The organism is Chryseobacterium paridis (assembly GCF_016595215.1).
GTDB lineage: Bacteria > Bacteroidota > Bacteroidia > Flavobacteriales > Weeksellaceae > Chryseobacterium > Chryseobacterium paridis.
Genome location: NZ_JAENHK010000001.1, coordinates 470,782 through 487,579 on the forward strand (window position 1 = coordinate 470,782; position 16,798 = coordinate 487,579).

Consider the following 16,798-nt stretch of genomic DNA (forward strand, 5'->3'; position numbering starts at 1 on the left):
CAGAATCTTTGATTTCTGAAAGAATCTCACCACGAATTGCATCCTCACGAAGCTTTGTTTAGATTCCTACGGAATGACAAAAAGGGAGATAAAATGTTGGAGATTAATAATGATCATAGATATTTTAGCAACAGCCTAAACTTTTTGTATTTGTCACAACTTTTTATTAATAATTAGAATTATTCAAAACATTCGATATGTTGGAGAAATCTCAAAACATTATTTAGTTATCGGAGAGAATATTCAAAACGCAACCTTGTCATTCTGAAAGAATCTCAACACGAATTGCACCCTCACATAAATTTGTTTAGATCTAGAAAATGACAAAAGGAGTTATTAAATTTTGGGAATTAGTAATCGATCTCTTTCTGATAACAGAAGAAATTCTTTTATAGTTTGATACGATAATGTTTTCGATTTTATCTCGGTAACCTGGAAGCTCTTACCAACAATTCTTTATTGATTTCATTGATCAATTCCGGGCCTTCATAGATAAATCCTGTGTAAAGCTGGATCAAACTTGCTCCTGCATCAAGTTTTTCAATTGCATCTTTTGCAGTATGAATTCCTCCAACCCCAATAATAGGAAATGCTTTTCCACTTTTCTCAGAAAGAAAACGAATGACTTCCGTAGATCTTTTTGTTAATGGTTTTCCGGAAAGGCCTCCTGTTTCAGATTTATTTTCAGAAGTAAGGTTTTCACGAGACAATGTTGTATTCGTAGCAATAACTCCAGCAATCTTTGTGTCTTTCACAATATCAATGATATCTAACAACTGATCATCGGATAAATCCGGAGCGATCTTAAGAAGAATTGGCTTTGGATTAGATTTTTCTGTGTTCATCTGTTGTAAAGTACCTAAAAGCTGTGTTAAAGGTTCTTTATCCTGAAGTTCGCGAAGGTTTGGAGTATTGGGAGAACTTACATTGACTACAAAATAATCTACATAAGGAAAAAGTGCCTCAAAACAAATTTTGTAATCATTTACAGCTTCCTCATTTGGGGTTACTTTATTTTTTCCGATGTTTCCACCAATCAATACACTTTTGTTTTTCTTAAGCCTTTCAACCGCAGCGTCTACCCCTTCATTGTTGAACCCCATTCTGTTGATGATCGCAGAATCCTCTTTTAAACGGAAAAGTCTTTTTTTATCATTTCCTGGCTGTCCCTTTGGAGTCAGTGTACCGATTTCTACAAAACCAAAACCAAGATCTGAAAGCTCTTCAAAAAGCACTGCATTTTTATCAAAACCAGCTGCCAATCCTACCGGATTTTTAAATTTCAGTCCAAAAACTTCTCTTTCTAATCTTTTGTCTTCAATAGGTTTTGGAAGAAAAAGCTTCGTTAAGAAAGGAAAATTTTTAAGCATTGAAAAAGTGAAATAGTGAACTTCTTCAGGATCGAATTTAAAAAGAATGGGACGGATCAGGGTTTTGTACATGCCTTTTTTTGGAATACAAAGATAGGGGTTTTGGTAGAGAGTTGAAAATGGAAAGTGGAAAGTTGAGAAGTCTTATAAACATGTTAGGAATATAAGGCCAAATCGAAATTTAAAATGTCTCCTACTCTTTTGAATTCATCATCTATAGTTGCATTTACCGTAATTCTTTCGTTAGAAACAGGATGATTAAAAGCCAATTGATGGGCGTGAAGCGTCATTTTATTGATGCCAAATGTTTGAAGCCACAACTTATTTTGTTTGTTGCATCCGTGCTTACGACAGCCTAAAATAGGATGTAAAATATGCTTAAAATGTTTTCTCAACTGATGAAATCTTCCTGTTTCAGGGATGGCTTCAACCAGACAATATCTTGAAGTCTGATGTTTTAAAAAAGGTAATTCTATCTCTGAGGTCTGTAAACGATGATAATAGGTAATCGCGTTTTGCTTGACTTCATTTTCATTAATTAAATCATAATCGATGGTTTCCTCTTCTTTCGCCCAACCACGAAGAATGGCGATGTATTTCTTTTCAACAATTTTCTCCTCAAATTGAGTGCTCATTATTCTCAACGTATCTTTATCTAAAGTAAACAATAAAACACCCGAAGTTTTTCGGTCCAATCGATGCACCGGATAAACTTTTTGCCCAATTTGATTTCTCAATTCCTGAATAGCATAGGTATCTGCTTCTCCGGAATAAAAAGACTTATGCACCAATAATCCACTGGGTTTATTGATAGCAATGAGATGTTCGTCGCGATAAAGAATTTCTAACATCTGGCAAAAGTAGAAGTTTTCTGATTATTCCTCAAACTTCAGATTCATATTAAAAAAGGGCAGCATTTGATTTTCTATTCTTCCGTTTTCTCTGCTGACTTCGCTTCCATGGGTTCCGATATATTCTTCTGCCTCGTGTTTAATTCTAAGCATTTCAAGGTTTTTGCTTAAATTCATACAGCTTACAGGGATATGTTTAAATTCATCATTCCTGCCCCAGTCAAATTTTATGGCTTTCAGTTTTTTGATGTTATTGTAATGAGAGAAAATTAATTCGGAAGTAGAATTTTTCTTTAATTCTTCTGCAACAGAAGCGTTTACTTTTACATTTTCTCCATCAAAAGAAAAGGGAAGATCTGCAAAAAACGGAGATTTGTTTTCATTTCCATTGTATGCTCTTGCAATGGCAAAAATAATGTTTGTTCCCGCATTTTCAGGTTTTGAAAGGTCTTTGATTTCTTTAATATTTTTTACATTTTTATATAAATCCATTTCTGTTAGTGCAAAATATTGAGCATCTAAAACCCCTGGGGAAAGCGCATAAACAGATGAAAAAATTTCAGGATGCAGGAAAGCGTTTCGTAACGCGCCATTTCCTCCCATGGAATGTCCTGTGATTCCGCGACTGTCTTTATTCGCGATGGTTCTGTAATTTTTATCAATAAAATCCACCAACTCAATCGACGTAAAATCCGACCAATTTCCCGAAGATTTTGAATTGGCATAAAAGCTTCCTTTGAAAACCGTACTTTCATCCGGCATGACCATAATAACCGGCTTTATTTTCTTTGAATGGATAGCACGATCAACAATATGATTAATTTTATCATTACTAACCAACAAACTATCACTCCAGAAAAAACCATGCAAAAAGTAAATTACAGGATATCTTTTTGAAGATTTCTCATAATCCGGTGGCAGATATATTGAAACTCTTCGCTTAGGATTTTCTCCTGCTTTATTTTGTAAAGTTTTGGCTGTAATATAAGTTGTAACCACTTTTCCTTCAGGAATTTTCTGCGCTCCTAAAAATTGAGCCAGTAAAACAAAAATTAAAAGTATGAATCCGTTTCTTTTCATTGTAAAACTTTAATTGAAAACAAATCTCGTTAAATTGTCTCAAAATAAGACATTAATGACTGAATTTTATTTTTTGATCCTATTTAGCCCTGATTGAGCGGCATGTTTGAGCTCATTTTGATATTTTCATTTCGGCGGCTTCGCCGCCGAAATGAAAATATCAAAATAGCGAGTAGCGAAAGCAGGTTCCCGGCTCCTGATTTTCTGCATTATAAAAACTTCCATCTTCCCGCTTCCATCTTCCTACATTTTCACTATTTTTGCACATCAGACGTAAAAAAAATTATGGCAAAGCAAGAAGATGTTTTCAAGAAAGTGATTTCTCACGCTAAAGAGTATGGTTTTATTTTCCCTTCAAGTGAGATCTATGACGGGTTATCCGCTGTTTATGATTATGGGCAGAATGGAGCTGAACTAAAAAATAATATCAAGCAATATTGGTGGAAAGCTATGGTACAGCTTAACGAAAATATTGTGGGTATTGATTCGGCGATCCTTATGCACCCTACCACTTGGAAAGCATCAGGCCACGTAGACGCTTTTAATGATCCATTGATCGACAATAAAGATTCTAAAAAACGTTTCAGAGCAGATGTTTTGGTAGAAGATTATTGTGCCAAAATTGAAGATAAAGAGAATAAGGAAATCGAAAAAGCGGCCAAAAGATTCGGAGATTCTTTTGATAAAGCTCAATTTGAAGCGACCAATCCTAAAATCATAGAATACCGCGCAAAAAGAGAAGCTATTCTTTCAAGATTAGCAAAGTCTTTAGAGAATGAAGATCTTGCTGATGTAAAAGCATTAATTGAGGAATTGGAAATTGCTGATCCAGATACAGGTTCTAAAAACTGGACGGAAGTAAGACAATTCAACCTGATGTTTGGAACTAAATTGGGAGCTTCTGCAGATTCTGCAATGGATCTTTATTTGAGACCTGAAACGGCTCAAGGTATCTTCGTTAATTTTTTAAATGTCCAAAAAACATCCCGTCATAAACTTCCTTTCGGTATCGCGCAAATCGGAAAAGCATTCAGAAATGAGATCGTTGCAAGACAGTTTATTTTCAGAATGCGTGAATTTGAACAAATGGAAATGCAATTCTTCGTTGCTCCTGGTACTGAATTAGAATTCTATGAGCAGTGGAAGCAAAAACGTCTGAACTGGCACCTTGCTTTAGGTCTAGGAAACGACAATTACAGATTCCATGATCATGAAAAATTAGCTCATTATGCGAATGCAGCTGCTGATATTGAGTTCAATTTCCCTTTTGGTTTCAAAGAACTGGAAGGTATTCACTCAAGAACTGATTTCGATTTAAAAGCTCACGAAAAACATTCAGGAAGAAAACTTCAGTTCTTCGATCCTGAAAGAAATGAAAACTATGTTCCTTATGTGGTGGAAACTTCTGTAGGTTTAGATAGATTATTCCTTTCTATTTTCTCTCATTGTCTTAAAGATGAAGTATTGGAAGATGGTTCTGAAAGAACAGTTTTATCCCTTCCTCCGGCATTAGCACCAATTAAAGCTGCTATTCTTCCATTAATGAAGAGAGATGGTTTAGCAGAATATGCAGAAAATATCTTCAACGATCTGAAGTATGATTTCAATTTATTCTATGAAGAGAAAGATGCTATCGGAAAGCGTTATAGAAGACAGGATGCCATTGGTACTCCTTACTGTATCACCATAGATCACGATTCTCTTACTGATCATACAGTAACGATCAGAGACAGGGACACGATGCAGCAGGAAAGAGTTCCGGTATCTGAATTGAGAAGGATCATTGATGAGAAAACCAACTTTAGAAATTTACTTTCAAAAATATAAAAACGAAGCCTTGATTTTTTCAAGGCTTTTTTATTTTCTATCCCATAATTTATTATTTTTGGCGCAAATTAGAAGAATGAAAAAATTTTTATTAATGGCTTTTGGCCTTGTTCAGACGTTATACCATTCACAAACACAAGATTTAACGAAACTGGCAGCAGGAGAGCATGTTGGGATGAATGCCCTATTGGATGATAAAGAAAATCTTTATGGCTATGTTTCGGTATATTCTTATGGAAAATCCGGAGACAAAACCAAGAAATTCGAGTACGTTATTTTAGATAAAAACCTCAACCCGGTTGCGAATAAAGAATTTGAAGGAGATATCACAGCAGCTTCTTATGGTGGTTATGTAGATTTTAAAGGACAAATCATCCTGAAGCCTACAAGAATGGATTATTCATTGGTTAAAAACAGGGAACTCTTCACTCCGGTTTCAATGGTCATTGATCCTAAAACCAATACAATTAAGAGAAAAGTATATTACGACTATCTTGAAGATGGAACTTTTAAAGAAATCGACCAGCCTAAAAACTGGAAGGAACAACGCAAAGAAAATCGTGAAGAGAAAAAAGAAAAAGGATACAATTATGTTTCTGCAGTAGGAGAAATAAAAGAAGGCGGGTATTTCGCTATTGAATATAAAGATTACGGAAGATATGTCAGCAACAACAGCCTGATCAAGTTTGACGATAACAAAAAAGAAGTCTGGAGGTATCAATACAATACAAACGGTACGAAAAAAAGTTTTGCCACTTTATCTGTTCTGGAAAAAGATGAAAATAACATCTATACTATTCTGAAAAAAGTAGATGATGATAAAGCATCTTTTAATCTTGTTGTTCTCGATATGAAAACCGGAAAAGAGGTGGCTAATAAGCCTATAACAGGTCTTTCTGATGAATCCATTGATTATATTGACTCTTTTTATTCCGGGTATGGCTCGAGAATAGACAATGATAAAACCTTTGACGATAAAATCGTAATGGTGGGAAGAAATTATGCAAAATTAAACTCTGTGGGATTTGCAAGATTTATGATCAATAAATCTGATTTTACTTTTGATACCAAAACTTTAAATTTCAAGCCAAATTTTGAAAAATATCTTCCTAAAATCAATGCCTATGGTGTTGTAGAAAGTGGGTATAGACTTCAGACAAAAGACTTGTATTTTATGAGTGATGGAAGTGTCGGAATCTTATCGGAAAAATTCAAACCTGAGGGAGAATACAATGCGCCTAAAACTACAGACCTGGTTTACGTTTATACTGATAAAGATTTTAAAATAAAAGAGCTTAAAGTCTTTGAAAAAGAGAAAACAAGATGGGCTAATAACGACTATCTTTTTTCACAATACCTCAACAACGGCAAAGACGTGGTGTTCTTCTACCGTGACTATCAAAAGGATGAAGTAACCAAACAGAAAAAATGGAATCTTTTCATCAATACAGTTATTGACGGAAACTTCAAACAGGAGGTAGTTCCTATCTCTGAAAAAGATAACTATATTGTAACTCCTTATGTAGGAAAAGAAGGCTATATCCTTCTTCGGGAATACAACGAAAAAGAGAAATTCAATAAAATCCGTTTAGAAAAACTTAATTACTAAAAATAAAGAATCCTGATCAGTGATCAGGATTCTTTATTTTGATAAAAGGATTGATAATAATCCGCAATATTTTTGATTTCATCTAAACTCAGATTCCACATGAAGTTCAGAAATTGTTGATAGCTTTCACTTTGATCTTTTGATTCTACGCGATCGAGATAGCGATTCAGGTTATAATTCTTTCTTGCTTCATATATTTTTGCAAAGCAGGTTCCAAGCCATTTTTTATAATACTCTTCTTCCTCACCATCCTGCAAAAACTGTAAAGAGGTATAGATCCCCAACCCGTAATCTTCAGAATGCCTAAAGTTTGGGAGAATTTCCATCCTTGCCTTCCTCTTAAGGGCTGTAAAATTTTCAGATGCTTTTTGCGGCTCACCAGGTTTTGCTAATTCAGGAAATATCTTCTTTAAATTATTGATCCTCGTAGTAATTTCCGGATGCGATGCCACGGAGTCTTTATTGAGCTTTTCTTTATAGAAATTATAGTTATATAAAGAAAAATCTTCTTTTTTCAACCACTGTTCCTTGAAAGCCTGTTTAGGTAAATTAAAGAACTTTTTGTAGGTCTCTATTTTTAGTTTTCTTGGAGAGATGGTATCGAAATCTTCCAGTCTTTTTAAGGTATTGATAAAATCTTCCTTTTTAAAATCTCCATTTCTATACAGTGCATAGCCTAAAGAATCTGCCTGTATTTCCTGTTGCCTTTTTTCAATCCCCTTCTTATAAATTCTTTTTTTAAGGATATCAAATGCCTTTTTATTTAAATTATCATTGGTGGCTTTCAGATTCCTCACCTCAATTTTATCCAGCTGATTTTGCTCGATAATATCAACTACAATCTTAAGGGAATGTTCTTTAAGCTTATGCCCTAATTCGTGCGAAATAACAGCAGCAATCTGCTCTTCATTAGTCATCCAGTTAAACAGTCCCATATTGATCACAAAAGTCCCATCCGCAAGACAGTAAGCGTTGGGTGTATTATCTCTGGCAATTAATATGGTTAGGTTATCAGGAATCTGTGGATTATTTTTTCGTAACCGTTGGATAAGGGATTTGATCATAGGATCGAATTCCGACTTGAAAATGAAGTCTTTATTCTTAACCTGTTTCTCAAAATCAGTCCCTAATTCTTTATAAATTTTGGCTAATTCTGACCCGGTTTTTCCTGAATAATTAGCTTTTAGATTCTTAATAAAAAGTTCATTATTAATATTAAACGTTTTTAAAAAGGCTGTTCTTTGCTGATAATCAGCAGTATCAATTGGCTTATAGACCTGCGAAAAACAGTTTACGAAGAATACTAATACTATGAGTACAATAAATCTATTAATCATTTTTTTCATCAATAAGCGCAAAAATAACTTATTTGCTATTAGATTTTTATTTTCATGTCAAATTTATTTTAAATTTGTTTAAGACACATTCGAACAAAATGCTAAAATATATTATTGGTGGGGCAGCTGCCACGGTAGCACTCTCCTACTTTTTGGGATATGATTATTTGTTTAGCGGGATTGCTAAAACGTATTTGAAAGGCAAATCAAGTGCAAACATAGATGATGGAAAACTGTTTCCCAGTAATATCATTGTAACAGAGTCTCCAAAACTTTGGGAAGAGGATGCATCGTACAATAAAACAGAATTACCTAAAAATATCGTTGACGATCTTGTTCATTCTAAAACCGCTTCTTTTTTAGTGGTTAAAAACGGTAAATTGCTCCACGAACAATACTGGAACGGATATGATCAACTTTCTAAAACGAATTCTTTTTCTATGGCAAAAGCAGTTACTGTTATGCTTTTGGGAAAAGCTCTGGAAGAAGGAAAGATACAATCCATTGATATGAAGTTTTCGGATATTTTTGAAGCATTTAAAAATAGAGAACTGGGTAATCTGCTTACCTTAAAAAATCTGGCCCAAATGGAAGCGGGCCTGGACTGGGATGAAGATTACAAAAATCCTTTCCGCCCCAATGCTAAGGCATATTATGGGAGAAGTTTGATCAAAGCTACTTTTTCAAGAAGATTTACAACAGAACCGGGAACCAGGTTTGAATACCAAAGCGGCTCGACTCAATTATTAGGTTTTGCAGTAAGAGAGATGATAGGCCAACCACTAGCCACCTATTTATCAGAAAAATTCTGGACCCCTCTGGGCATGGAACAAAATGCAGAATGGAGTGTAGATGAAAATGGAATGGAGAAAACATACTGCTGTATTCATTCAAATTCCAGAGACTTTGCAAAACTTGGACAATTATTTCTAAACGATGGTAAAGCTGATGGGATTCAGGTTCTCAATTCTGATTTTATTGAACAAATGAGAACTCCCACAGAAAAATCAGAAGAAATTTATGGAATGGGATTGTGGATCAATCATGACAATCCTATTAAACATTATTATTTTCTGGGACTTCAAGGTCAGTATATCATTATGGTACCAGATTACAATATGGTTATTGTAAGAACGGGTAGCTATGAGAACTCTCCTAAAAATGACAGAGGAAGACCAGACCAGGTAAAATTTCTTGTCAATGAAACCGTAAAACTATTTAATTAAAATCATGGAAAAACACAGCAGTAAAGTTGACGAATATATTGAGCAATCTCCGGATTTTGCCAAACCTATTTTGCATTACCTTCGCGAAACAATTCACGAGTATTGCCCTGACACGGAAGAAGCCATCAAATGGAAATTCCCCACTTTTATGTATAAAGGGAAAATCCTTTGTTCAATTACCTCTTTCAAACAATATTGCAGTCTTGGATTCTGGCTTCATGGAGAAATGAAAACGATAAAGGAACTTGAAACCTCAGCTGAAAAAAGCTCAATGTTCAGTTTAGGTAAGATTACCAAAATGGACGAGCTTCCTTCAAAATCTATATTAAAAAAAGCAATTCTTGAAGCCATGGAATTAACAGATATGGGAGTGACCTTGAAAAAAGCAGCACCTACAAAAACTGAAACTGAAATCCCGGATTATTTCAAGGAAGCTTTACAGCAAAATAAAAAAGCTTTAAAAGTATTTGAATCAAAATCTCCATCTTTTAGAAAAGAATATATTATGTGGATCACAGATGCCAAAACTGATGCTACCAGAAATAAAAGAATGGAACAGGCATTGGAGTGGATTGAAGAAGGGAAGGCAAGAAACTGGAAATATGAAAGAAAATAGATTGTCCTGATTGCTTAATCTACAAATAATTGTTTTTCTGGAATATCAAAGTAGCCAATAAGTATATTGCTGCTTTACTAACAACATGAAAATTTTCTTTTTGTAAAGATTTCATTTGTCTTATATAATTTAATCGGGATAAAGCCATTATCAGCATTCTAAAAAAAATCCACTTTTCAGAACTTAGAAATATAATATTTAAGAAATAAATTAGACTTTAATTATTTCAAATACGTCGAGTTTTGGCGTGGTCCACTCCTACTTTTGTTTTCTAAAAATACTAAAAGTTTGAGATTATGGATAAAGTGACGTTAGAACGAATAGAAAAGCTTCACCCCCTGGTAAGAGAAGAAGTGAAACAAATCATTAAAGAATGTGATGAAGCCCTAACCGGAAGAGCTAAAGTGAGAATCACTCAGGGTTTACGCTCTTTTGAAGAGCAGGAAAAACTATATGCAATCGGGCGGCTAACCACAGCAAAGAAGGTAACCAATGCAAAAGCAGGACAAAGTATTCATAACTATGGACTGGCTGTTGACATCTGTTTAATGATCGATGGGAAGAGCGCAAGCTGGGATACAGCAAAAGATTGGGACAATGATGGCGTTGCCGATTGGTATGAATGTGTAAAGATTTTTGCAAAACATGGTTGGGATTGGGGTGGAAACTGGAAAACATTCAAAGACCTTCCTCACTTTGAAAAAAAGAACTTTCCTACAAAAAAAGGTCTGGTAAAAACCAACTGGAGAACACTCTCTAAAATGGCCAGGGATAAGGCCGGATACATTGTAAATTAATTCTCTATTTTTTGAAAATAATTATAATACGACAAGTTCTGTCGCTATGATACTATACCTTTGCTTTACAAGAAAACAACAAAAAACAATAAAATCTACATGATAAAAGAAATTGTTTTATCCAGAAGAATGACAATTGGTTTTGACTATTAAAGATTGTAAGTGTCCCATTAACAATTAATACTATAACAATGAAAAAGACAACCATTCTTTCTTTAGACGGCGGCGGAATAAGAGGTATTATCACCTGTATTATTCTGCGGTATATAGAAGAGCAATTACAATATTATGATAAGCCCACGGCTAAACTTGGGGATTATTTTGATTTGGTAGCAGGAAGCAGCACGGGAGGACTTATTGCGTCTATTATTTTATGCCCGGATGAACATCGAAAAGCAAAGTATTCTATTCAGAAAGGATTAGAGTTATATGCTGAAAAAGGAGGCGATATATTTCAGGTTTCTTTTTGGGAGAAATTAGTAAACCCTTTTGGGCTTCTTAATGAAAAGATTTCTCAGGAAGCGCTTGAAAAAAACCTGAATGATTTTTTTGGACATCTTGAATTAAAAGAATTAATAAAACCTTGTTTAATTACCAGTTATGATATAGAAAACAGAAGAGCAAAACTTTTCAATTCGTGGGAAGCTAGTTTAAGTACCGACAATTTTTATGTAAAAGATGTCTGTCGTGCTACTTCAGCAGCGCCTACTTATTTCAGTCCGGTTCAGATTAAATCGATGTATGGGCAGTTATTCAGCCTTATTGATGGAGGGATGTTTGCTAATAATCCTGCACTTTGTGCTTATGCAGAAGCAAGAAAAATTCCCTTCGCAGAAGTATTGAAAAATCATCAGAAAGCCAATCATCCAATGGTAAATGATATGATCATAGTATCTATCGGAACAGGAATTGAGGCGAGAAGTTATTCTTTCAAAAAGTTGGAAAAAGCCGGAAAAATCGGTTGGGTAACACCTATAATTGATATTTTGATGTCTGCGAATGCAGAAACTGTTGATTATCAGCTTTGCCAAATGTTTCAGACATTGGGACTGAGAAATCAAAAGAATTATTACCGCATTAACCCATCTTTGAAAAATGCTTCTCCATCAATGGATAACGTGAGACGTTCCAATATCGAAAACCTGATCCAGGCCGGATTAAGTTATATTGATGATAATAGAGAAACACTCAATCAGATTGTACAAAAACTCATTAGAAATAAAATATAAGCTAAAAAGCTTATAATTAATCAATATAAGTTTTTTAGCTTATGATAATAATGATTTAAATATAACTCTGATATAATACGCAGGTTTTGATGCTAAGACATCAATTTGATACAATACATTGATGAAAAAAAATTATAATACGACGAGTTTTGACGTCACCAAAAACTATCTTTGAATTAACAAAATAACCAGGGAAACAAGAGCTAAATAAACTTGCCCCGACTTTATAACTATCCATTTTATTTTTAATGAATAAAGAAATTTCAGTTTACAAAATACTGAACAGGATATGTATTCCCCTTACTGAATATTAGTCTGCTAGCACTACTATATATTATTTAACCAATTATTAATAACCTTAAAATTTTAAATTATGGCAAATTTAGTACAAGAATTAAACAGTTTAGATTTCAGCGTATACATCGGTGGGCCTATGCAGGCCGCTATTAAAGCGCAACACGATGCTTCTATTTCGCAGGTAAACTTCATCAAGGAAGTCGGCTTTAATCCAGCCAATCATGCTACGGCTCCCGGAGAGCTTAGATATGTAGATTTTAAGTATAAAAAATCAGTTCCTGGAGATAATGATACGGTAGTACAATCTACTGTTACATTACAGGTTCCGTTTCTTTCAATGCTTACCATCCCTGCATTGAGAATTGACGAAATGACAATTGATTTTAATGCAAAACTAAATTCAGTAGAAACGCAGGCTATCTCAAGTGAATTTACAGGAAGTGCTTCTGTAAGTGGAAAAATCTGGAAAGTTAAGTTTAATGCTTCTGCTTCTTACAAGAAGACGAATTCAAGTACATCTACTACAGAAAAAACATACACTTTGGGTGTACATGTAAAAGCTGTGAATGATGAATTGCCGGCTGGTCTTGCAAGAATTATGGATATGTTGGAAGATGCTATTGTAGCTAACGCTGCGCCTACAGCTTAATCTTCTTTTTTGGATGGTTGCTCCGGCAGCCATCCTTTTTAAACAAACTATTTTAATTAAAAAAAACTTATTATGCCAAAATTGAATGAATACCTGGGAGGAATCGTCTCTGAAATTGCCACTGCGAGAAAAATGGCCGACTTGCAAACCGTACAGATTGCAAAGGAATATGCACAAGATGATTTATTAAAACATTTCTCTATTCCCCGAATGAAAGTAGGAACGGTAGACCTCACCATTCCGTTTGCCACTGCAGGAGGTTCAACACCAATGGTCTTTAGAGATTTTCTCTATGATGAGATCATCAAAGTCGCCAAAACAGATTATGATCCGTCTGACACAAAGAATGACCAAAGTCTGAAAGCTTTTATAGTTGATCTGGAAGTGTATTATAACGATGCGCTTAAAAAAGTACGTGATGACAATACCACAACGATTACTGATTCACAAATACAATATTTTGAGATCATTCCAAAATATACAAAAGAATTCTGTCGGTCATTGCCTAATTTCAAATGGGTACAAACTGATCCGGAATTTTTTCAACAAAGCATATCAAACAGAGTGATCCGTGAAGCAAGAAAAGTGATTGAAAAAACTGAAGATTATGATATTATAGTAGAAGCCAGCAAACTGATGCAGTTAGATGTAAAATGTTTGATCTATGCTAAAATGAGTGTTAGTGAAGCAGGTATGGAATGGTCAAGATATGAAGATATCAATGGAAATGTTATAGAAACTTTAATTCCTGAATAATATGATGAAAAAATCACAATTTATTTTAGTTAGCCAGCTAAAAGAAAAGCTGATGGAATTTCCAGGCATTGTTTCTTCATTAGAAAAAAAAGATCCTTTTTTTGTTGAAAAAACATTTTCATGGCTAAAGTCAGCAGAAGAGATCTTCTCTAATAACAACATCAGCGAAGTTTCAGAAATAGCTGGCTTCAGGGCTAATATTCTCGCTGGAAAGATCAGCGACGAAAGAGGATTTAATGGTAAAAAGAATCAGATTAAAATTGCAGCCAACCTTCTTTATAATGCACAAAATTGTGTGCTCAATGTTTTACTTCCTCATGAAGGAAAGATGAATGAATGCCGGGATATTACAAAACAATTATTGGTATTAACAGCACAAACAAAAACCCAGCACTATAGTCCTGAAATGAATTTTGAGGATTTTATCCAAAGAGTCTGGTGGTATATCCTTTCAAATCCAGATCTGAATGTAGGAGGCGTGAAGCTTAAATCAATGCTTTCAGAAATGGACATCATCCTGTTGATCGGAGATGAGATAGATATCAAAGATTTTTCCTAAAACTAAAATAGCTCAATTTTTTGAGTTATTTTTTTTATTACGTCAAGTTTTGTCGCCTTTCCTCCCTACATTTGAAATATAAACCAAGACACAAAAAAACAATCTTTAAAAACTTTTAAAAGCTATTGAATTCAACATTAATTAATGCTGGACAGCCTGAAATATGTTCAACCTTTAAAACACCAAACATGGAAACGCCAAATCACAATCCAGATATAATTTTCGATACAGATCTCTATACTATTGAGTGGAGTGATATCGAAAACGTAGAGATAGACTATGAAAACTATCTTAACGACATTGAACTCTTTTTCAAAGAAGACTTTGAAAATGAAGCCCTCGAAGGGGATATTTATTTATAAACACATGTTAGTAACCAAGTTCTGAGCTATCCAATAATTTTTCATCTTAATTCCATAATACCTTTGAACAACCATTCACATCTATTGGATAGCCGGAACTTTTTAAACAACCAATTCCAAAACTTATCCACAAAAATAAATTACGACATATTTTGTCGTCAGAACATTCTATATTTGTTATAGAAATATAACCGAATGAAAAAGGACTTTTACCTTACCCGATATGCTTTAATTATAAAGAAACTAGAAAGTGCACCAGCTACCTATGCCCAGCTGGAAGATTATCTTTTGAATTCTTTTGAATTTCAAGATGCGGATATCAAGAGCTATTCGATCCGTACATTACAGAGGGATATTCGCGAAATTTCAAATCTATTCAATCTTTCCATCCACAATAAAAAGAAAGGTGATAATCGTTATTATATTGAAAGTCGTCCGACGATGGAAGTAGACGAATACAATCAAAAACTATTGGAATCCTTTCAGGTAAGTAATGCTCTGAATGTTCATCCGGATTTTTCAGGTTACATTTTCTTTGAATCCAGAAAACCAACCGGAGTAGATCATTTTTATGATCTCTTCTTTGCCATCCGTAATAAACGAGTAGTTACTTTTGAGCATTATAATTTTAAGAACAAACTGATGACTTCCAGGAAAGTACACCCTTTAGCCTTGAAGGAGTCTAAAGGCCGATGGTATCTTATTGCTATCGATACAAATGATCAACTATTAAAGTCTTTTGGGCTGGATAGAATCAATTATCTGGATGTAAGCAAGACCAAGTTCCGGGAAAAATATCGTTATAACTTTCGCGAACATTTTAAAAATGCATTCGGGGTTATGAATTTAACGGAACAAAAACCTCAGAAAATCACATTGAAATGCTCGCGTCATCAGGGAGAATACATCAAAAGTTTTCCGCTTCACCAGTCTCAAAATGAGATTAAAGAAACTCCTGAGGATATATACTTTGAGTTCTTTTTGCACCCTACTTATGATTTTATGCAGGAAATTCTTTCCTACGGAAAAGAAGTAAAAGTTCTTGAGCCTAAATCTTTAGTTGATGAAATCCGCAATCATCTGAAAGAATCATTAAACAGCTACCTGGAAGACTAAACTATGATCATTTAATTTTAGTTTATTTTGATTACTTTTACATAAATATCTCAAAATTGAAATCGCTATTTCTCTTTTTATGCTGTCTTTTTTCTACCATCCTATTTTCTCAGCAAAGAGAAGAGTTTAAGATGGTAAAATCTTACTATAACCAGCATCGGAATATGCTGAATACTGAGTTTAAGAAGAAGTTTGATGCAGAAACCGGTAATTTTCAAAAGGCATCCATAAAGCAAGATTTTCTTTTGTTCATGAAGAAAATGGACAGTATTGAAAATGTAGCATTAATTGGTGCTTTATTAAGAGTAAAAAACACAGAGGACCTCAGCAGATTACAATTAGAAAACAAAAAAACTTTCCCAGAGAAACTAACAGAGGTATTTCCTATTACTGATCAGTCAGCTGATTATCCAGGAGGCATGAATGCCTTGCGCCAAGAGGTTGCTCATCTTTTCTACATAGATGGGGTCTTTTCCGACACGAAAATAGTAAAGGCTAATGTTGCTTTCATTGTTGAAAAGGATGGAAGTATAAGCAATGTAGAGGCACAAGGAGATAATTTTACTTTCAACAGGCAAGCCCAAATTGCGTTATACTCTCTCTCAGAAAAATTTTCTCCTGCGATCATTAATGGTGATCCTGTGAGATATCGCTTTAAGCTTCCTTTAACAATGAACTTTGACTAATGTTTACTGACGAATATTTCATGAAAATGGCTTTTCAGGAAGCAGAATTAGCTCTTGAAAAAGATGAGGTTCCTATTGGCTGTGTAATCGTTTCTAACAACCGTGTTATAGCGAGGGCACATAACCTTACAGAAACCCTGAATGATGTTACCGCTCACGCAGAAATGCAGGCTATTACGTCCGCGGCTAATTTTTTAGGAGGAAAGTATTTAATCAATTGCACATTGTATGTTACATTGGAACCTTGTGTGATGTGTTCTGGAGCTCTTTCATGGTCACAAATTTCAAAAGTTGTGATTGGAGCAAGAGATGAGCAGAGAGGATTCATTAATAAACACCTTAGCCTCCATCCTAAAACAGAAGTTGTAACAGGAATTATGGAAAACGAATGTTCTTCGATTGTTAAAGAATTCTTCAGATCCAAGAGATAA

The 16,798-nt window shown here is 34.4% G+C and carries 17 protein-coding genes; 13 read left to right on the forward strand and 4 right to left on the reverse strand.

Annotation, left to right across the window (positions count from 1 at the left end; genetic code table 11):
* Window positions 1-419: 419 nt before the first annotated feature.
* The 3 genes from JHL15_RS02100 to JHL15_RS02110 all read right to left on the reverse strand — a co-directional run bounded on the left by JHL15_RS02100 (window position 420) and on the right by JHL15_RS02110 (window position 3,301).
* Window positions 420-1,442: a quinone-dependent dihydroorotate dehydrogenase gene (locus JHL15_RS02100; RefSeq protein ID WP_200242219.1), complete on the reverse strand. Its 1,023-nt coding sequence runs from the start codon at window positions 1,440-1,442 to the stop codon at window positions 420-422.
* Window positions 1,443-1,525: 83 nt separating this feature from the next.
* Entirely contained in the window at window positions 1,526-2,221 is a 696-nt protein-coding gene (locus tag JHL15_RS02105) for a pseudouridine synthase (protein WP_200242220.1), read from the reverse strand.
* Between the two features lie 24 nt (window positions 2,222-2,245).
* Window positions 2,246-3,301, reverse strand: coding sequence for an alpha/beta hydrolase (locus tag JHL15_RS02110; RefSeq protein ID WP_200242222.1), 1,056 nt, complete (start codon window positions 3,299-3,301; stop codon window positions 2,246-2,248).
* Window positions 3,302-3,586: 285 nt separating this feature from the next.
* Here JHL15_RS02110 and JHL15_RS02115 point away from each other — a divergent pair, with 285 nt between their 5' ends.
* Both JHL15_RS02115 and JHL15_RS02120 read left to right on the forward strand, forming a co-directional pair.
* The gene (locus JHL15_RS02115; RefSeq protein WP_200242224.1) at window positions 3,587-5,128 is read left to right on the forward strand and encodes a glycine--tRNA ligase; all 1,542 of its coding nucleotides are present in this window, start codon (window positions 3,587-3,589) and stop codon (window positions 5,126-5,128) included.
* A gap of 76 nt (window positions 5,129-5,204) precedes the next feature.
* Window positions 5,205-6,737 carry a hypothetical protein gene (locus tag JHL15_RS02120; protein ID WP_200242228.1) on the forward strand — a complete coding sequence of 511 codons (1,533 nt, stop codon included), beginning with the start codon at window positions 5,205-5,207 and terminating at the stop codon, window positions 6,735-6,737.
* Between the two features lie 23 nt (window positions 6,738-6,760).
* Here the strand turns inward: JHL15_RS02120 and JHL15_RS02125 are convergent, their stop codons facing one another.
* Window positions 6,761-8,074 (reverse strand): M48 family metalloprotease, encoded by a 1,314-nt coding sequence (locus JHL15_RS02125; RefSeq protein WP_200242231.1) that lies wholly within the window; start codon window positions 8,072-8,074, stop codon window positions 6,761-6,763.
* 98 nt (window positions 8,075-8,172) lie between these two features.
* On the opposite strand from JHL15_RS02125, the gene JHL15_RS02130 reads away from it, so the two are divergent.
* The 11 genes from JHL15_RS02130 to JHL15_RS02180 all read left to right on the forward strand — a co-directional run bounded on the left by JHL15_RS02130 (window position 8,173) and on the right by JHL15_RS02180 (window position 16,798).
* On the forward strand, window positions 8,173-9,300 hold the full coding sequence (locus JHL15_RS02130) for a serine hydrolase domain-containing protein (RefSeq protein WP_200242233.1): 1,128 nt from the start codon (window positions 8,173-8,175) through the stop codon (window positions 9,298-9,300).
* A 4-nt stretch (window positions 9,301-9,304) separates the two neighbouring features.
* Window positions 9,305-9,916, forward strand: coding sequence for a YdeI/OmpD-associated family protein (locus JHL15_RS02135; protein ID WP_200242235.1), 612 nt, complete (start codon window positions 9,305-9,307; stop codon window positions 9,914-9,916).
* A 296-nt stretch (window positions 9,917-10,212) separates the two neighbouring features.
* On the forward strand, window positions 10,213-10,713 hold the full coding sequence (locus JHL15_RS02140) for a M15 family metallopeptidase (protein WP_200242237.1): 501 nt from the start codon (window positions 10,213-10,215) through the stop codon (window positions 10,711-10,713).
* Window positions 10,714-10,904: 191 nt separating this feature from the next.
* Window positions 10,905-11,942: a patatin-like phospholipase family protein gene (locus JHL15_RS02145; protein WP_200242238.1), complete on the forward strand. Its 1,038-nt coding sequence runs from the start codon at window positions 10,905-10,907 to the stop codon at window positions 11,940-11,942.
* Window positions 11,943-12,315: 373 nt separating this feature from the next.
* A complete protein-coding gene (locus JHL15_RS02150) occupies window positions 12,316-12,888 on the forward strand; it encodes a DUF2589 domain-containing protein (RefSeq protein ID WP_200242239.1) in 573 nt (190 codons plus the stop codon).
* Between the two features lie 72 nt (window positions 12,889-12,960).
* On the forward strand, window positions 12,961-13,644 hold the full coding sequence (locus JHL15_RS02155) for a hypothetical protein (RefSeq protein WP_200242240.1): 684 nt from the start codon (window positions 12,961-12,963) through the stop codon (window positions 13,642-13,644).
* A 1-nt stretch (window position 13,645) separates the two neighbouring features.
* The gene (locus JHL15_RS02160) at window positions 13,646-14,203 is read left to right on the forward strand and encodes a hypothetical protein (RefSeq protein WP_200242241.1); all 558 of its coding nucleotides are present in this window, start codon (window positions 13,646-13,648) and stop codon (window positions 14,201-14,203) included.
* 188 nt (window positions 14,204-14,391) lie between these two features.
* Window positions 14,392-14,565: a hypothetical protein gene (locus JHL15_RS02165; RefSeq protein ID WP_200242242.1), complete on the forward strand. Its 174-nt coding sequence runs from the start codon at window positions 14,392-14,394 to the stop codon at window positions 14,563-14,565.
* A gap of 195 nt (window positions 14,566-14,760) precedes the next feature.
* On the forward strand, window positions 14,761-15,681 hold the full coding sequence (locus JHL15_RS02170) for a helix-turn-helix transcriptional regulator (protein ID WP_200242244.1): 921 nt from the start codon (window positions 14,761-14,763) through the stop codon (window positions 15,679-15,681).
* 56 nt (window positions 15,682-15,737) lie between these two features.
* Window positions 15,738-16,367, forward strand: coding sequence for an energy transducer TonB (locus tag JHL15_RS02175; RefSeq protein ID WP_234047667.1), 630 nt, complete (start codon window positions 15,738-15,740; stop codon window positions 16,365-16,367).
* Entirely contained in the window at window positions 16,367-16,798 is a 432-nt protein-coding gene (locus tag JHL15_RS02180) for a nucleoside deaminase (protein ID WP_200242246.1), read from the forward strand. Before JHL15_RS02175 ends, JHL15_RS02180 begins: the two co-directional genes overlap by 1 nt.